A 15,415-nucleotide genomic window follows, 5' to 3' on the forward strand; every position below is an offset into this window, starting at 1 on the left:
GGCCAGAGCCAGCTTGACCGGCGTCATGCCTGCCGTTCCGGCCAGTGCATATACGAAGGAGCCGCCCGCGATAGCCCCGGCAAAAGCAAAATAAATGCTGCCGGACGATCCGATATTCGGCAGCAGCACGACGGACAGCACGACAGCCAGCGAAGCGCCCGAGCTGACCCCGAACACCTGCGGCGAAGCCAGCGGGTTGCGTGTGATGGCCTGCATCAGCGCTCCGGCCACGGCAAGGCCGGCCCCGACGATCAGGCCAATGACGGCACGCGGCAGGCGGACCGTCAGGATAATGAGCTGATCCTTGGACGGATGCTCAGTGAATAGCGCAGTCAGCATGGTGGGGATGTCCATCCTGACTGGGCCAATCGCCACGCTCAGCAATAGTCCAGCCAGCAGCGCCAAAAGAAGTGCAAAGAAGACCGGCTTATTCAGCCGGTCGCGTGAGACCTGTCCGATCAACGGGAGGCGTCTCATTTGCTTTGCGCGGGATACAGAAGCGATATGGCTTGCTCCAGTATTTTCTCGGCTGAGCCGAGTCCGCGGTACCGGGTCCACAGTGCCCGGTTCACTTCGTAAACTTCCCCTTTTTTGACAGCCGTAATGTTTTGCCACAGTGGATTTTGTTTCCATTCGGAAATCAACTTCTCATCAGCTTCCACCAAGAAGATCACGTCCGGATCAGCCTGTGCAATTTGCTCCAGTGTCAGCTTGACAGTGGGCTCGCTTGTGTTTTGAAGAGCATTGTGGATGCCCGCTTGCTCCAGCAGCTGTCCATCAAAGGATGAAGCTCCGTGAGCGGATAGTGAATCAGAGCGGAATACCCCTAGCAGTACGCTGCGTGGCTCTCCGGCTTTAATTCCTTTTTTCAGCTCTTCCATTTTAGCTTTATGTGCAGCTAAAATCTGTTCGCCCTTTTCCTTCTCGCCCAGCGCATCGGCAATGACACCGAAGGATGCCAGATTTTGTTCATAGGAGGAGTTACGGCTTTTCAGAACAATGGTGGGAGCAATCTCACTTAGTTCTTTGTATATGCTTTTATGACGGTTCAGATCGGCAATGATCAAATCCGGCTTCAAGGAGCTGATCGTTTCCAGATTCGGCTGCTTGCGCGTGCCTACAGGCGTGAAGTCGATTTTCTTGTCGAGTAATCCATCAATATCATCGTCATTTTCCTGGGCTATCCCGACAGGTGTTACACCCAACTGGGTTGCGGCATCAACAAAAGAGAATTCCAGCGTTACGATTCTTTTCGGTTTACCTGTAATTTTGGTTTCTCCCATCTCATGCTTTATGATTCGGGTATCGCCTGTTGCTTGAGATGTTGCTGCGTTGTTATCTTTTGACTGACTGCCACATCCCGCTATAATGACCGTTAGCAGTGCAAGGATGGCTGCAAGCAGCATACCTGTGCGTAGTGGTTTCTTTGGTGATGCCATATGTTGTCCCCCGTTCCAAATGTGCTTATCATAGTTAGTGATAATCATTATCAATTAACCAACTGTTGACCATTCTAGCAATCGGGAGGAGGGACGTAAACAATGTGTTCATTTAAACCATTTTGGCTGATAAAGTGAATTAAGTTCATTAAAATTACGTTTATTCATTTCCCCGCTGCCGCCGATAGATCCGCTCCGGTCTACCGACTGTACCGTATACCTGATCGTGGTGAGCGTCACCACTTTCTACCAGGTGCTCCAGGTATCTTCTGGCTGTGGAACGACTCATGCCCAGCTCGCTCCCCACCGTCCCCGTAGTCAGTTCGCCCCGACGATTCAGGAGCTCAAGCACCTTGTCGCAGGTTACTTTGTCAATGCCCTTGGCCCACAGCTCTCCCACTCCGGTGCCTGTCATCCGACCAGTACCCGCGTTTTGAAGCAGACTGTCAATTTCGGCTTGCTCCACCGTCGATGGCTGCTCCTGCCATGCCTTGACCTGTCGCTGAAAACGGGCATATTCCTCCAGCGTGGCACGCAATCTTTCGAATACAAGCGGCTTCACGATAAAATCAAACACGCCTGCGCGAACGGCTTGTACCACGGTTTCAGCTTCTTTGGCGGCAGTCAGCATAATGACATCTGTGTTTGGATAGTGTTGCTTGATGAAAGATAGCAGCGTTAGACCGTCGGTATCAGGAAAATAAACATCCAGCACGACCAAAGGCGGACGCAGCACGTCCAATTGCAGCTTTGCCTCAAATTCGTTCGTTGCTATTGCACATACGGTGAATCCGTCCACCTTTTCAATAAATCGTCGGTTAATCTCCGCAATTCGCGGATCATCTTCAATAACAAGCACCTCAATATCCGATAAAACCCGCTCATTCATGGGTGTAGCCTCCTTTTGCCTCATCACTCATTACTGACGTATTTAAAGGTATGCGTATTTTAAAAAGGGTACCTCCACCTGTCCGTTCATGTACTTGGATAGAGCCGCCCATCCGCTCTGCATACTCGTGCACGAGAGCAAGACCATACCCGTGTCCTGCTTCTGTTTTGGTCGATGCCCCTTTGACGAACAGCTTTCCCCGGATATCCTCCGAAATTCCCGATCCGTTGTCCGCAACCTCGACGGTTATGGCTTCAGCCGTTTCTTCAAGCCGGAACCAGACCTGTCCCTCAGGAATTGAGAGCATCGCGACAGCTTCCATGGCGTTATCCAGCAGGTTTCCGGCCATGGCAGCAAGAAGAGGCCACTCCAGCGCAGGAGATAAGGTAGAGAATACCCCGCTAACAGTAGAGTGTAATACAATCCCCTTGTCCAGCGCCTGTTTTTTCTTGCCGATCAGCAAGCTGGCGATGATCGAATCAGGTAAAGAAGTCGAGGCATTGGTCCTGTGCATGCGATATTGTTCCGATTCCTGAGTAATGAAGTCCACCGCTTCGTTATAACACTCCAACTGAATCAAGCCGGAGATGAGATACAGCCGGTTGGTGTATTCATGTGTTTGTGATCGCAGCATTTCCGCATAATCTTTGACCTCGGTCAACTGCCGCGTCATGCGGAGCAGCTCTGTTTTGTCACGCAGACTGGCAACCGTGCCCATCCTTTGCCCCGAGCGATCCTTGATCGGTACACGGCTGACGACTACGACTCGTTGCTGCACCTCAATTTCCTCATTGAATACGAGTTGTTCCTGGCCCGGCTTCATATCTTCACTATTCACGATGAAATCTGCAACAAGCACTTCTGCCAGTTTACCTGCGGCACCTGGTAAGTGACGAAGCTCGCAACCGTCTATGGTAGTTTCCGGGGAAAGGCCAAGCAAGCGGACGGCTTGCGGATTGGCAAGTGTGACTTGTCCACTGCTATTAACCGCGATAATCCCTTCGCCTATGGATTCGAGAATGGCTTGCTTTTCCTGGTACAAGCGTCCGATCTCCACTGGCTCCAGCCCGTGCAGCTCCCGGCGTACCCTCCGCGCTATTAGCAGGCTGCCTAGTATGCCGATCATAAGCGCACCCACCATGAACCACAGCCATGCATAGGTGTATGTACGGATATTTTGCTCCACATCCGTCATTAGGAAACCTACAGAGATGAGCCCGATGGCCTTGCCTTCCCCATCATAAACTGCAGTTTTGGCCCGGAGTGATCGCCCGAGAGAACCCGTTGATTCCGTGATAAAGGATTGTCCTTGCAGCACCTTATCATTCATGGGATCTAACATAGGCGTGCCGATGCGCTCCGGATTGACATGCCACTGCCGGATGAGATGACGATCAGCAATGGTAATAAAATCAGCGCCGCTGCTGGCTTGGACTGGCTTCACGGCCTCCTTGATTCGCAAGCGCAGCTGCGTCGTGTCCGTCTGCTCCAGAGCGTCCCTGACCTGCGCATCTACCGCAAGCGTATTGGCAACGGTCAGAGCCCTTTTTCCGATCTCTTCGTATAGAGCGGAGGTGATCATATATCGAAAGGATAATCCCAATAGCCCGGTAACCACCAGCACTAAAAGGGAGATGAATACCATTAGTTTTGTCTGAAAACGCACATGCCTTCACCGCCGTCAAGCAAGATATAGGAGGAGCCGATCAAGCTGTTCATCTCCTCCAATACGATCCATTTTACTGTATTACAGGAACAGCCGCACTTTTAATCTGTCGGATGAATGGTCTATAATAGAAAATAGTTACATAATATGAGGAGGACGATATCATGGTTATTATTCATGCTGATATGAAAGTTTTACCAGAAAAAAGAGAGGTCTTTCTGCAACAAACCCAGGGATTGATCAGCGCATCACAGGCCGAAGAAGGCAATGTACGCTACACGCTGATGCAGGATCTGAATGATCCCAACGCATTTACGATGGTCGAAGAATGGAAGGATGCAGCCGCTGTAGATTTCCATAACAAGTCTGCCCATTTCCAGGCATTTGTTGCCGTGGCTAAGGAATTGTTGGCCGCTCCGCTTCAAGTGAATGCTTTTCAGGATGCGACCAAACTGTAATCATCCCGCGGATAAATCATAATCAGGAATAGGAGGAGATAGACATGGGGAACATTGCGGATACAACTGTACTGAATAACGGAGTTCAGATTCCTTGGCTGGGTTTTGGTACATATAAGGCCGAAGGCAATGAGGTTTACGAAGCGGTCAAAATAGCCATAGAGGCTGGCTACCGCAGCATTGATACGGCGGCGATTTACGGCAATGAGGACCTGGTCGGACAAGCCATTCGAGACAGTGGAGCGGCCAGAGAAAATCTGTTCGTTACCACCAAGCTATGGAATCAGGATCAGGGCTACGATTCAACACTGCGTGCCTTCGAGGAAAGCCGCAAGCGGCTGGGTCTGGACATTATTGATCTGTATCTTATTCATTGGCCTGGCAAGGACAAGTACAAGGAAACCTGGAAGGCGTTCGAACGCCTGTATGAAGAGGGAAGCGTACGCGCCATCGGAGTAAGCAACTTCCAAGTTCACCATCTCGAAAACCTCCTGAAAGACAGCAACATTGTACCTGTCATCAACCAAGTGGAGCTTCACCCGCGTCTGACACAGCAGGAGCTGCATCAGTACTGCCGGGAGCACCAGATTCAGCTTGAATCGTGGAGTCCACTGATGAAGGGTAAACTGACAGAACAGGCGGATATCGTTGAGATTGCTGCTAAATACGGCAAAACCTCGTCGCAGGTCATTTTGCGCTGGCATCTGGATCGGGGCATCGTGACGATTCCCAAATCTGTAACCGCCCATCGTATTCGCGAAAATGCTGATTTGTTTGATTTTGAACTGACGGCAGAGGATATTAACCGAATCAATGCACTTCATCTGGATGAGCGTGTAGGCACTCATCCAGATAAGCTGTTGTTCTAATATTTAAATATACAAAGGAACCTCCCAATCTGCGTTAACCGTAGCCGGGAGGTTCTCTTTTTATGCATCGGGATGGTCTCATAGCTTTTATCCCTGTCCGTCTGGATCGAGATGCCTACTGATGATTTAATTTGCGATGCAGGAGGAAGGAGTAGAGGATGGGGACGACGACGGATATACCCAGTCCAGTGAGAAAAATGACCGTTCCCACCACTCCACCGACCCATGCCGCCATCAGGCCCGAAGCACCACCAAGCATCATCATAGGTCCGCCGAAACGGTGCGTTTTACGCCATACCTCCGGGTTCGACAGCGTCCACGGTGTGCGGATGCCGAAGGTAAAGTTAGGCTGTACCTGTGTCATATAATTGCCAAGTACCAGCAGCATCAGGCCCAGCACCCCATAAATTATGGTAACCATCTGCAACCGATAATTCAGGTTATACAGCAGCATTCCCCAACCAGCTACAGCGAGAATGAGGGAAGTGCCTATCCGTGTGACTTCATAGGCTTTAGAAAATTTCTCGAAATTGGCCCTGTTGGGGTCCATGTAGCGGGCTAGCCGGAGAAGCAATGGCACCAGCCCCAACACCACCAGCATGAGAATAGAACCGTTTTTACTCATATAACCGTCCGCTGTATTGTTAAAGCTAAAATGAGAGGCCATAACACCAGGAAGCCGATCATACAGCAGTAAAGCGCCTATAGCTGGTGATAAGGCAATCAAAGTTGTCAAAACATCTCTAAGGCTCCAGTGTATTCGAAATTTCATTCAGACCCCTCCGTATCCTTAATATCATTTGAATGTTTCTTTACAGGGGCATCCGATTGGGCGATGCTGAACATCCAGCCGATGACATCGGCTACAACCGTTGTATGCAAGGTGTAAATAATGCTTTGTCCCTGCCGCTCATCCAGCACAAGTCCTGCCTGCTTTAGCAGATTCAGATGGTGGGATATGCTGGGCTTGCTGATTTGAAAATGCTCGGCGACATCGCCTGCGCTCATGCTTTTCTCTTTCAAAAGCTGCAATATTTTGCGCCGGGTCGGATCGGCCAAGGCTTTAAAGGCATCATTCAAAGTTTGCTCACTCCTTTAGATATTTAGATAATTCTCTAAATATCTAATTCGATATTAAAATAAATGCAGGGCACGTGTCAACAGACAAACACATGTATTAAAAAAAATGTTCAGCCTGGGACCGACATTTCCGTTTGTAATTAGAGGTAAAGCGCGTTATAATCTATTTATACAAAAAATAAGATTCTTAATATTAAATTAATATACTGAATACTTATTTAAGGAGGAAATAGATATGAAACACGTTTTCCGTAAAGGAAGTAATCCACAAGCCCCGGTGATATTGCTGCTGCACGGTACCGGCGGGAATGAACAAGATTTGCTGCCATTGGCTGATTTGGTTGCACCAGGAGCATCTGTGTTAGGCGTGAGGGGAAATGTACTGGAAAATGGGATGCCTCGTTTCTTCCGCCGTTTGGCAGAGGGAGTGTTCGATCTGGAGGATCTTGTATTTCGCACCAAAGAACTGAGCGAATTTGTGGATACGGCTGCGGAGCAATACGATTTTGACCGCAACAACGTCGTAGCTCTTGGGTATTCCAATGGAGCGAACATAGCGGCCAGCATGCTCTTTCACGATGCCAAAGCGCTGCGCGGAGCCATTCTCCATCATGCGATGGTGCCGTTGCGCGGGCTGCAATTGCCGGACTTAAAAGATGTCCCTGTATTTCTGTCTTCCGGTGAAAATGATCCGATCGTTCCGGTTGCGGAATCCCGTGAGCTGCAGGCTTTACTGGAAGGAGCCGGGGCTCAGGTGGAAGTACATTGGGAACGCAATGGTCATCAATTAACCCGTACAGAAGCCGAAGCCGCAGGGAAATGGTTTGAAAAGCATTTTAATGCATAAAATGGTCTGATATCGTTCAAGCTACCGATTAGCGCTCCAATGAGCGATTCCATAATCAGGAGGCGACAACGAAATGGCAAAACCGGATAATCGGGCCGATAATGTAGAGCATTTGCAGCAAAGTATTCAGAATACACAACAGAATCTTCATGAAGCTGAAGGGTATCTGAACGAATTTTCCTCTGAAATCAGCAACGAGGAGCGCAAGCAAATCGAAGAAAAAAATAATCGTCGTAAAGAAAGTATTAGAGCGTTTCGAGCAGAAGTGAAGGACGAAGCAGCACATGCTCAAGAGTAGTTAAAAAAGCGCGACCCAACGCCGAATTTCAATGGTGTTGGGTCGCTTTTTTATGCAAAAAACATCATAATCCCATCCAATTCATTTTTCCCCTATAATGCAATGGAGACGCTAGTTGCGCTAAAAATGAACTTTTATAAATAATGTTGTTGTAAACGAATTAGGGTTGATGTTAAATAATAAAAGAAAGCGCAAACATTAGCAAATCATTTTTTCATCATGCGAAGGGGGAAGGATATGCTGCTGCGAAGAAAAAGCATGGCGTTGATGCTCATGGCGGTGGTTTTAATGGCTGGACTGCTGCAAGGTTGTTCCTTCAAGGCCGACGAACAGGATGGTCCGGGAACAGAACTGGTGTTGTGGACGTTTAACGAACTGCATGAGAAGTTTTTTCTGCAAATGGCTGATCAATGGAACCAACTGCACCCTGATGAACAAATTAATTTGAAAGCGAATACATTTCCTTATGACAACCACCATAGCAAGCTATCGATTGCGTTGCAATCGGGGGTGGGGGCACCGGATATCGCGGATATCGAGGTGAACAAGATCGGCAACTTCCTCAAAGGGATACCGCAGCTTGTCCCGCTCAATCCGGTGATTGACCCGGAGATCAACAACATTGTGCCTTCCAGAGTACAGATTTACGGAAAAGACGGCAAATATTACGGCATTGATTTTCATGTCGGGGCCGAAGTGATGTATTACAATAAAGAAATTTTGGACCAGGCGGGGGTAAACCCGGATTCCATCGTTACGTGGGCAGATTATGCTGCGGCAGGCAAGCAAGTCCTGGCGAAAACAGGCAAGCCAATGGCGACCGTGGAGACAAATGATCTGTGGAACTACTGGCCGATGATTTCCCAGCAGGACTCGGATTTTCTGGATGACAAGGGCGAGCTGACGCTGGATAACGAAACGAATATTAAAACACTTGAGTTTCTTCAGCAGATGGTGAAGGACAAAATTGCTATTCCTGCACCTGGCGGCGGACACCATATGGAAGAATACTACGGGTTTATGAACAAAGGCGGGGCCGCTTCGGTGTGGATGCCGATGTGGTATATGGGACGCTTTACGGATTATATGCCTGACCTGAAAGGGAAAATCATCATCAGACCGTTGCCGGCCTGGGAAAAAGGCGGCTTTCGCTCAGCGGGTATGGGCGGAACCGGCACGGTGGTCACGAACCAATCGAAGCACCCGGATTTGGCCATGCGCTTTCTGGCCTTTGCCAAGCTGTCCAAGCAAGGGAATATGGAGATTTGGAAGCAGCTTGGTTTTGATCCCATCCGCAGTGAGGTATGGACCATGCCGGAGGTCAAAGCCAAGAACAAATTTACGGACTATTTCGGACCGAATATTTTTGATACCCTTATTGAGGTAAAAGACGAAATCAATGCAGTGCATATCGGACCGAAAACGCCTGATATCGCCAGTGCGGTGCGCAATAAAATACTTTATCGGACACTGCTGAATGGCGAAGACCCAGCCACAGTGCTGCATGAGCTGGCCAATGAACTGAGATAGACCCCAACAGGAAAGGGAGTGAGATCTATGGCAACGCCCGTTCATACGAACGATAATGTACCGACAGGTCAGCCGCCACAAACTCAGCGTCCGACCAGAAGTCAATGGAGCCGCTTTATTCATTCCAGCCGTACGGCACCGTATGTGTTTGTCCTTCCATTTTTATTGTCCTTTGCGCTATTTTTTGCTTATCCGGTGATCTCGACGGTCATTATGAGCTTTCAGGAAGTGCTGCCGGGCATCACAACGTATGTTGGACTGGAGAATTACAAGGACTTAATGAATCCTACGTTTGGAAAAGCGATACTGAACAGCGTCCTGTACACGCTGCTTACGCTGGTCGTGCTGATTCCTTTGCCGCTGGTATTGGCGGTATTGCTGAATTCGCCCAAGATGCCGGGGAGAGGGCTGTTCCGCTCGGTTATGTTCATACCTGCACTGACCTCGGTGGTGGTGGCAGGCACCATTTTCCGGCTCATGTTCGGGGAACTGGATGGTTCCTTGATGAATTCCTTATTGGGCGTATTCGGTGTGGAGCCGCATAAATGGCTGATGAATGCCAACACCGGTTTTTTAGCGTTGATTGTGTTGGCTTTGTGGAGATGGCTGGGTGTTAACATGCTGTATTACATGTCGGGATTGCAAAACATCCCCCCCGAGCTATATGAGGCTGCACAGATTGATGGAGCCAGTCGGTTTGCTTCCTTTTGGCGGATTACGATTCCTATGCTCAAGCCAGTGACGATCTACGTATTTACGATTAGTATTTACGCGGGCTTGTCGATGTTCACTGAGAGCTACATGCTGTGGAACGGAAATAACTCCCCGAATGATATCGGCTTAACGATTGTTGGCTATCTCTATCGCCAAGGTCTGGAACAGAACAGTATGGGCTTTGGAGCTGCGGTGGGTATTGTATTGCTCGTATTTACATTAGTGCTGAACCTGATCCAGCTCAAATTTTTCGGCATGTTCCGGAAGGAGGATTAAGCGATGGCTCAGAAACAAAAAGGCCCGTTATCCGCATTTCTCGTTGTCCTGTTCATTCTGTTTGCCGGGTTTGCCCTGTTTCCGTTATTTGCCGTGACGCTTGCCTCGTTCAAGCCATCGACGGAGCTGCTGCGCTATGGCTTGAATCTCAAGCTGGAGTGGAGCATAATGTCCTTGAAAAACTATGCGTTCATTTTTCAGGGGACGACGGATTATTTTCAATGGTATTGGAACAGCATTGTGATTACCGTCTTGTTTACGGTGCTATGTCTGATATTGTCCGCGATGGTGGGCTATGGTTTGGAGATGTACCGTTTTAGATTGAAAAATGTGATTTTTACGCTGGTGCTGGTCGTGATGATGATTCCAGTTGAAATTATCATGCTGCCGCTTTACAAGCTGATGATTGGCATGAAGCTGATCAACACGGTGTGGGGTGTGATACTGCCCTTCGTCGTTGCGCCGATCCCAATCTTTTTCTTCCGTCAATATTTGAGTGGAGTGCCCAAGGACTTTATGGATGCTGCACGGGTTGACGGGTGTTCGGAGTATGGTATTTTCGTGCGGATTATGATGCCTCTGATGGCGCCTGCATTTGCGGCAATGGCTATTTTACAGGCGATGAACAGCTGGAATAACTTCCTGTGGCCGATGATCGTATTGCGTACCAACGACATGCTGACACTGCCGATTGGTCTGTCCAGTCTGCTGACGCCATATGGCAACAATTATGATGTGCTGATTGCCGGGTCGGTGTTGGCTATTTTACCGATTCTGGTCGTGTTCCTGTTCTTCCAGCGTTATTTCATTGAAGGTATGACGGCAGGCGGGGTTAAAGGATAGTCGATAATCGAAGCGGTAAAATACCAGATCGGGCATCGCCCGGTCTTTTTTTTGAATTATAATTGATTTTCATTCTCATTTTCATGTCTATGACCTGCACAAGCTGTAGGTAAACGTGGTATGATAACTGAAAGATTCCCAATACAGAAATATTCAGGCGGAGCGTGGAGAACCTATGGAACCAACAGAAACCCAGAAAACCGGCCCGGCCACGGCGTCAACCGTTGGTATGGAGGATATTGTACGGGCGCATCATATGCTGCGTGAGGTGATTGTACGTACACCTTTACAGAGGGATGCTGTCCTGTCGGCCAAATATAACTGCAATGTATATCTGAAAAGAGAGGATCTCCAGGTTGTACGGTCCTTTAAAATCCGCGGAGCCTACAACATGATTCGCAGTCTGACTCCCGAGCAAATGGAAAAGGGCATTGTGTGTGCGAGTGCAGGCAATCATGCGCAAGGTGTGGCTTTTTCATGTAATGCGCTGGGCATCCACGGTAAAATATTCATGCCGAGCACAACGCCTAATCAGAAGGTGAAGCAGGTTCGTCGCTTTGGCGGTAATAGTGTGGAGGTCATTCTGACCGGAGATACGTTTGACGACGCCTATGACGAGGCCATGAAGGTGTGCAGTGAGCAGGAGATGACCTTTATCCATCCGTTTGACCAGCCAAAAATTATCGCAGGCAACGGTACGATTGCGATGGAAGTAATGGAAAGCCTGGATACCCCTGCGGATTATGTATTCGTGACAATTGGCGGTGGTGGTTTGGCGGCAGGCGTAGGTACGTATGTAAAAACAGTCAATCCGTCCACCAAGGTGATTGGCGTGGAGCCGCTTGGGGCGGCGTCGATGACGGAAGCGATGCGTCTGCAGAAGGTGGTTACGCTGGACCAAATAGACAAGTTTGTTGACGGAGCTGCGGTGAAGCGTGTTGGCCAGCTGACTTATGACATTTGTAAAAATACCCTGGACGATATTGTAAAGGTACCGGAAGGCAAGGCATGCACCGCCATTCTTGAGCTATATAATGAAAATGCGATTGTAGTGGAACCTGCGGGCTCGCTGCCTGTAGCGGCACTTGATCTGTATCGTGAGCAGATTCAAGGCAAAACGGTGGTCTGTATCGTCAGCGGTGGCAACAACGATATTGATCGGATGCAGGAGATTAAGGAGCGGTCCCTGATTTACGAAGGGCTAAAGCATTATTTTATGGTGAATTTCCCGCAAAGGGCCGGGGCGCTGCGTGAGTTCCTACAGGATGTGCTTGGACCGGACGACGATATCACAAGGTTTGAGTATACGAAAAAGAACGACAAGGAAAACGGCCCGGCGCTGGTCGGCATTGAGTTGCTTCACCAGGAAGACTATCTTCCTTTGATCGAACGAATGAACCGCAAGGGGCTCAATTATACGGAACTGAACAAAAATGAGAATCTGTTTAATATGCTGATTTAACAAGGATGATATACAAAAAGGAGCCTAGGAGCCTGCGGGCTCCTTTTTCGTATTTTTAATGTTATGCGTAGGGTATGAATTTCTTTTTATTTGAAATAAAGCGTTTACAAAATTGAAGTTGATAGGTTAATATATGTGTAACTTCATAAGTATAAACACTAATGTAATATATGTTTCGCCTGATTCTCAGTATATAAAACAAATTCGGAGGTGCGTAAGAGTGTTGAAATCCTTGAAAAAATCAGTACAGGGTAAATTGGCCCGAACGGCGTTTGCCGCCGTAACCTCGGCTGCATTATTACTGTCCGTGATGCCGTCCGCGTCAGCGGAGCATTGGCCGTTAACCGGCGATGTGGCGGTACATGATCCGTCCATCACCAAGGAAGGCAATGCATGGTATATTTTCTCCACAGGGCAGGGGATACAGGTTCAAAGATCGGATGATGGACGCAATTTTTACAGACTGCCGCAAATATTCCTCTCACCGCTATCATGGTGGAAGACGTATGTGCCTAAACAAACCCCGAATGATGTCTGGGCACCGGATGCTCAAAAGTACAACGGCCGAGTATGGGTGTACTATTCCATTTCTACCTTCGGCTCCCGCACCTCGGCTATTGGACTAACCTCTGCAACAAGCATTGGTGCGGGAAGTTGGCGAGATGACGGACTGGTGCTGCGTACGACGGATTCTAACGATTATAACGCCATTGACCCGAATCTCGTGATTGACGCTTCCGGTAACCCGTGGCTTTCGTTCGGCTCATGGAATTCAGGCTTGAAAATTACTCGTCTGGACAAAAATACAATGAAACCTACGGGCCAGATTTATTCTATTGCCAAGCGGACTGCCGGTGGTTTGGAAGCGCCGCATGTCACATACCGCAATGGCTATTACTATCTGTTTGCTTCCATTGATAACTGCTGCAAAGGCGTAGACAGCAATTACAAAATCATTTATGGCCGCTCGAAGAATATCACTGGTCCATATGTGGACAAGAGCGGTAAAAACCTGATGGATGGCGGCGGAACCGTGTTGGATGCCGGAAATGACCGCTGGAGGGGACCGGGCGGCCAATCCATCTATAATAATAGTGTCATAGCGCGTCATGCATATGATGCTACCGACAACGGAAATCCAAAGCTTCTCATCAGTGATTTGAAATGGGATTCGGCAGGCTGGCCTACGTACTAAAAGAGGGCAGCTTGAAGTCATCCACATAGCCAGCTCTTATAGATGTATGCCAAAAACTGCTCCTTCGTATAGGGAGCAGTTTTTGGCTTGCAATGTAACAAAAACATGCTATTATGAATCAAGCTGATAATAATTATCATTATCGAATTTAGATTTATGGTGATTTTCGGGTATGGAGGGAGTGACCTCACGAATGCGGTTAAAAGGCAGAACGGACGAACATGCAGTTTCGCCAGAGGGCACAGCTTCCGATGCATCCTCATTAGCTCGTCCGATGCTCAGGGCAGGCAGGATTCGGCAGATATTGTTGTTCATAGCTTCTGCTGTATTGCTGGCCTTGTCCATGTTTGCCGCTATTTCTTTTGGAGCCAAGGATTTGACTCTAAGTACTGTGTGGGCGGCAGTATTCCATTATGATCGTTCGCTAATGACACATCAGATCATTCATGAGCTGAGATTGCCGCGTGTGCTCGGTGCAGCCGTCATTGGAGCCGCGCTAGCGGTGGCAGGCTCTCTGATTCAGGGCATTACACGCAATCCGCTGGGAGATACAGGTGTGCTAGGCATCAACGCAGGAGCGATGTTTGTAGTCGCTGTGAGCTTTGCCTTTTTCCCCAATCTGCCTTATGGCACGTTAATCGTATTGTCGTTCCTTGGTGCGCTGATGAGTACCTTGCTTGTATTCGGCCTCGGAGTCTCCGCGCCGGGGGGATTGACGCCAATGAGACTGACGGTGTCCGGGGCTGTGACGGCTGCCCTGCTAGGTTCTATGACTTCGGGGATCGCGATTTATTTTGATCTGAGTCAGGACTTGGCCTTTTGGTATGCGGGCGGTGTTGCCGGAATCAAATGGTCGCAGCTTGATATCCTTGCGCCGATTTTGCTGATTGTAATTGCTTGGTCGATGGGGCTGGCGCGCTCTATTTCGCTGATTTCAATGGGCGATGAGGTAGCGTTGAACCTAGGATTAAATCTCAAGCGTATCCGACTGCTTGGTCTGCTTACGGTGGTGGTGCTGGCTGGGCTATCTGTGTCGGCCGCCGGGGCCATCAGCTTCGTAGGGCTGGTCATTCCGCATATCGCCCGCAAGCTGATCGGTGTGGATTATCGCCAGATTGTTCCGTTGTCTGCACTATTGGGAGCTGTACTGCTGGTGCTGGCTGATTTGGGGGCGAGAATGGCAAATCCGCCGGAGGAGCTGGCCATTGGAATTATGGTGTCTTTTATCGGAGTACCCTTTTTCCTCTTTCTCGCCCGTAAGGAAAGGAGGGATTTGTAGTGAGTCGCTCTATAGGAACGGGAGATGCAAGAAAAACAAAGGCTTGGCTCGTCTGTTTGGTATTGGCGGGGATCAGCTTTGTTGTTATAGTGTTGGGTCTGAACACCGGAACGATTCGCATTCCACCACTGCGTGTGCTGGATACGCTGTTTGGCGGTGGCAGTGGACGTGATCAGATGGTCCTGTTTGAATATCGTCTGCCGCGTATCGTCGTAACCGTGCTGGCTGGCGCGGGATTGGGTGCGGCCGGAGCTGTCATGCAAGGCTTGTCACGCAACGCGCTCGCTGATCCCGGAGTGCTGGGTCTTCACGCAGGTGCTGCGCTCGGGCTGGTAATGTTCGTCAGCTTCTTTCGCGACCTGGAGGGCTCGTCAGCATTGCTTATCCCCTTGTTTACCTTTGCAGGAGGGATCGTTGCGGCAGTGCTGATTGTACTGTTGTCCTATAACCGCAGCCGAGGAATCGTGCCTGTGCGTCTGATTTTGTCCGGCATCGGTGTAGCCTCGGGCCTCAGCGCAATAACGCTGTATTGGTCGTTGCGTCTGGATGAGGATACGTATGCATTTACTG

The 15,415-nt window shown here is 49.2% G+C and carries 17 protein-coding genes; 11 read left to right on the plus strand and 6 right to left on the minus strand.

The annotated features are described in order from the left end of the window. From WG8_RS04170 to WG8_RS04185, 4 genes are all read right to left on the minus strand, one after another. On the minus strand, positions 1–462 hold a 462-nt coding region (locus WG8_RS04170), incomplete at its 3' end, for an iron chelate uptake ABC transporter family permease subunit (RefSeq protein WP_007428852.1). An 11-nt stretch (positions 463–473) separates the two neighbouring features. Continuing rightward, the gene (locus WG8_RS04175; RefSeq protein ID WP_007428853.1) at positions 474–1,439 is read right to left on the minus strand and encodes an ABC transporter substrate-binding protein; all 966 of its coding nucleotides are present in this window, start codon (positions 1,437–1,439) and stop codon (positions 474–476) included. A gap of 160 nt (positions 1,440–1,599) precedes the next feature. Next, complete coding sequence (locus WG8_RS04180) at positions 1,600–2,328, minus strand: response regulator (RefSeq protein WP_007428854.1); 729 nt, start codon at positions 2,326–2,328, stop codon at positions 1,600–1,602. After that, positions 2,321–3,994, minus strand: coding sequence for an ATP-binding protein (locus WG8_RS04185; RefSeq protein ID WP_007428855.1), 1,674 nt, complete (start codon positions 3,992–3,994; stop codon positions 2,321–2,323). The genes WG8_RS04180 and WG8_RS04185 overlap by 8 nt, the downstream gene beginning before the upstream one ends. Before the next feature lie 164 nt (positions 3,995–4,158). Between WG8_RS04185 and WG8_RS04190 the strand changes: the two genes are divergently transcribed. Further along, a complete protein-coding gene (locus WG8_RS04190; RefSeq protein ID WP_007428856.1) occupies positions 4,159–4,452 on the plus strand; it encodes a putative quinol monooxygenase in 294 nt (97 codons plus the stop codon). Between the two features lie 44 nt (positions 4,453–4,496). Next, the gene (locus WG8_RS04195) at positions 4,497–5,321 is read left to right on the plus strand and encodes an aldo/keto reductase (RefSeq protein WP_007428857.1); all 825 of its coding nucleotides are present in this window, start codon (positions 4,497–4,499) and stop codon (positions 5,319–5,321) included. Between the two features lie 115 nt (positions 5,322–5,436). On the opposite strand, the gene WG8_RS04200 is transcribed toward WG8_RS04195, so the two are convergent. Further along, entirely contained in the window at positions 5,437–6,093 is a 657-nt protein-coding gene (locus tag WG8_RS04200) for an SdpI family protein (RefSeq protein WP_007428859.1), read from the minus strand. Further along, positions 6,090–6,401 carry an autorepressor SdpR family transcription factor gene (locus tag WG8_RS04205; protein WP_007428860.1) on the minus strand — a complete coding sequence of 104 codons (312 nt, stop codon included), beginning with the start codon at positions 6,399–6,401 and terminating at the stop codon, positions 6,090–6,092. The genes WG8_RS04200 and WG8_RS04205 overlap by 4 nt, the downstream gene beginning before the upstream one ends. Before the next feature lie 235 nt (positions 6,402–6,636). Here WG8_RS04205 and WG8_RS04210 point away from each other — a divergent pair, with 235 nt between their 5' ends. The 9 genes from WG8_RS04210 to WG8_RS27930 form a co-directional block, all read left to right on the plus strand. Next, entirely contained in the window at positions 6,637–7,248 is a 612-nt protein-coding gene (locus WG8_RS04210) for an alpha/beta hydrolase (RefSeq protein WP_007428861.1), read from the plus strand. 73 nt (positions 7,249–7,321) lie between these two features. Next, positions 7,322–7,546, plus strand: a complete 225-nt coding sequence (tlp, locus tag WG8_RS04215; RefSeq protein ID WP_007428862.1) for a small acid-soluble spore protein Tlp — start codon at positions 7,322–7,324, stop codon at positions 7,544–7,546. A 237-nt stretch (positions 7,547–7,783) separates the two neighbouring features. Further along, the gene (locus WG8_RS04220) at positions 7,784–9,076 is read left to right on the plus strand and encodes an ABC transporter substrate-binding protein (protein ID WP_007428863.1); all 1,293 of its coding nucleotides are present in this window, start codon (positions 7,784–7,786) and stop codon (positions 9,074–9,076) included. A 27-nt stretch (positions 9,077–9,103) separates the two neighbouring features. Further along, positions 9,104–10,066: a carbohydrate ABC transporter permease gene (locus tag WG8_RS04225; RefSeq protein WP_007428864.1), complete on the plus strand. Its 963-nt coding sequence runs from the start codon at positions 9,104–9,106 to the stop codon at positions 10,064–10,066. A 3-nt stretch (positions 10,067–10,069) separates the two neighbouring features. After that, positions 10,070–10,909, plus strand: a complete 840-nt coding sequence (locus WG8_RS04230) for a carbohydrate ABC transporter permease (protein WP_007428865.1) — start codon at positions 10,070–10,072, stop codon at positions 10,907–10,909. Between the two features lie 175 nt (positions 10,910–11,084). Further along, positions 11,085–12,371, plus strand: a complete 1,287-nt coding sequence (gene ilvA / locus WG8_RS04235) for a threonine ammonia-lyase IlvA (RefSeq protein WP_007428866.1) — start codon at positions 11,085–11,087, stop codon at positions 12,369–12,371. Positions 12,372–12,591: 220 nt separating this feature from the next. Beyond that, on the plus strand, positions 12,592–13,566 hold the full coding sequence (locus WG8_RS04240) for a glycoside hydrolase family 43 protein (protein ID WP_007428867.1): 975 nt from the start codon (positions 12,592–12,594) through the stop codon (positions 13,564–13,566). A gap of 193 nt (positions 13,567–13,759) precedes the next feature. Beyond that, on the plus strand, positions 13,760–14,845 hold the full coding sequence (locus WG8_RS04245; RefSeq protein WP_007428868.1) for a FecCD family ABC transporter permease: 1,086 nt from the start codon (positions 13,760–13,762) through the stop codon (positions 14,843–14,845). After that, positions 14,845–15,415: iron chelate uptake ABC transporter family permease subunit (locus tag WG8_RS27930; protein ID WP_007428869.1), on the plus strand; the 571-nt coding region annotated here is incomplete at its 3' end. The genes WG8_RS04245 and WG8_RS27930, both read left to right, overlap by 1 nt.

Origin of the sequence: Paenibacillus sp. Aloe-11, assembly GCF_000245715.1 — a bacterium.
GTDB classification, from domain to species: domain Bacteria; phylum Bacillota; class Bacilli; order Paenibacillales; family Paenibacillaceae; genus Paenibacillus; species Paenibacillus kribbensis.

Excerpts from the sequence above, each read along its gene's own strand:
- WG8_RS04195 (WP_007428857.1), top strand. The coding sequence starts at position 4,497 with ATGGGGAACATTGCGGATACAACTGTACTGAATAACGGAGTTCAGATT.
- WG8_RS04220 (WP_007428863.1), top strand. The coding sequence starts at position 7,784 with ATGCTGCTGCGAAGAAAAAGCATGGCGTTGATGCTCATGGCGGTGGTT.
- WG8_RS04245 (WP_007428868.1), top strand. The coding sequence starts at position 13,760 with ATGCGGTTAAAAGGCAGAACGGACGAACATGCAGTTTCGCCAGAGGGC.
- WG8_RS04225 (WP_007428864.1), top strand. The coding sequence starts at position 9,104 with ATGGCAACGCCCGTTCATACGAACGATAATGTACCGACAGGTCAGCCG.
- WG8_RS04190 (WP_007428856.1), top strand. The coding sequence starts at position 4,159 with ATGGTTATTATTCATGCTGATATGAAAGTTTTACCAGAAAAAAGAGAG.
- WG8_RS04175 (WP_007428853.1), bottom strand. The coding sequence starts at position 1,439 with ATGGCATCACCAAAGAAACCACTACGCACAGGTATGCTGCTTGCAGCC.
- WG8_RS04180 (WP_007428854.1), bottom strand. The coding sequence starts at position 2,328 with ATGAATGAGCGGGTTTTATCGGATATTGAGGTGCTTGTTATTGAAGAT.
- ilvA (WP_007428866.1), top strand. The coding sequence starts at position 11,085 with ATGGAACCAACAGAAACCCAGAAAACCGGCCCGGCCACGGCGTCAACC.
- tlp (WP_007428862.1), top strand. The coding sequence starts at position 7,322 with ATGGCAAAACCGGATAATCGGGCCGATAATGTAGAGCATTTGCAGCAA.
- WG8_RS04200 (WP_007428859.1), bottom strand. The coding sequence starts at position 6,093 with ATGAAATTTCGAATACACTGGAGCCTTAGAGATGTTTTGACAACTTTG.
- WG8_RS04230 (WP_007428865.1), top strand. The coding sequence starts at position 10,070 with ATGGCTCAGAAACAAAAAGGCCCGTTATCCGCATTTCTCGTTGTCCTG.
- WG8_RS04210 (WP_007428861.1), top strand. The coding sequence starts at position 6,637 with ATGAAACACGTTTTCCGTAAAGGAAGTAATCCACAAGCCCCGGTGATA.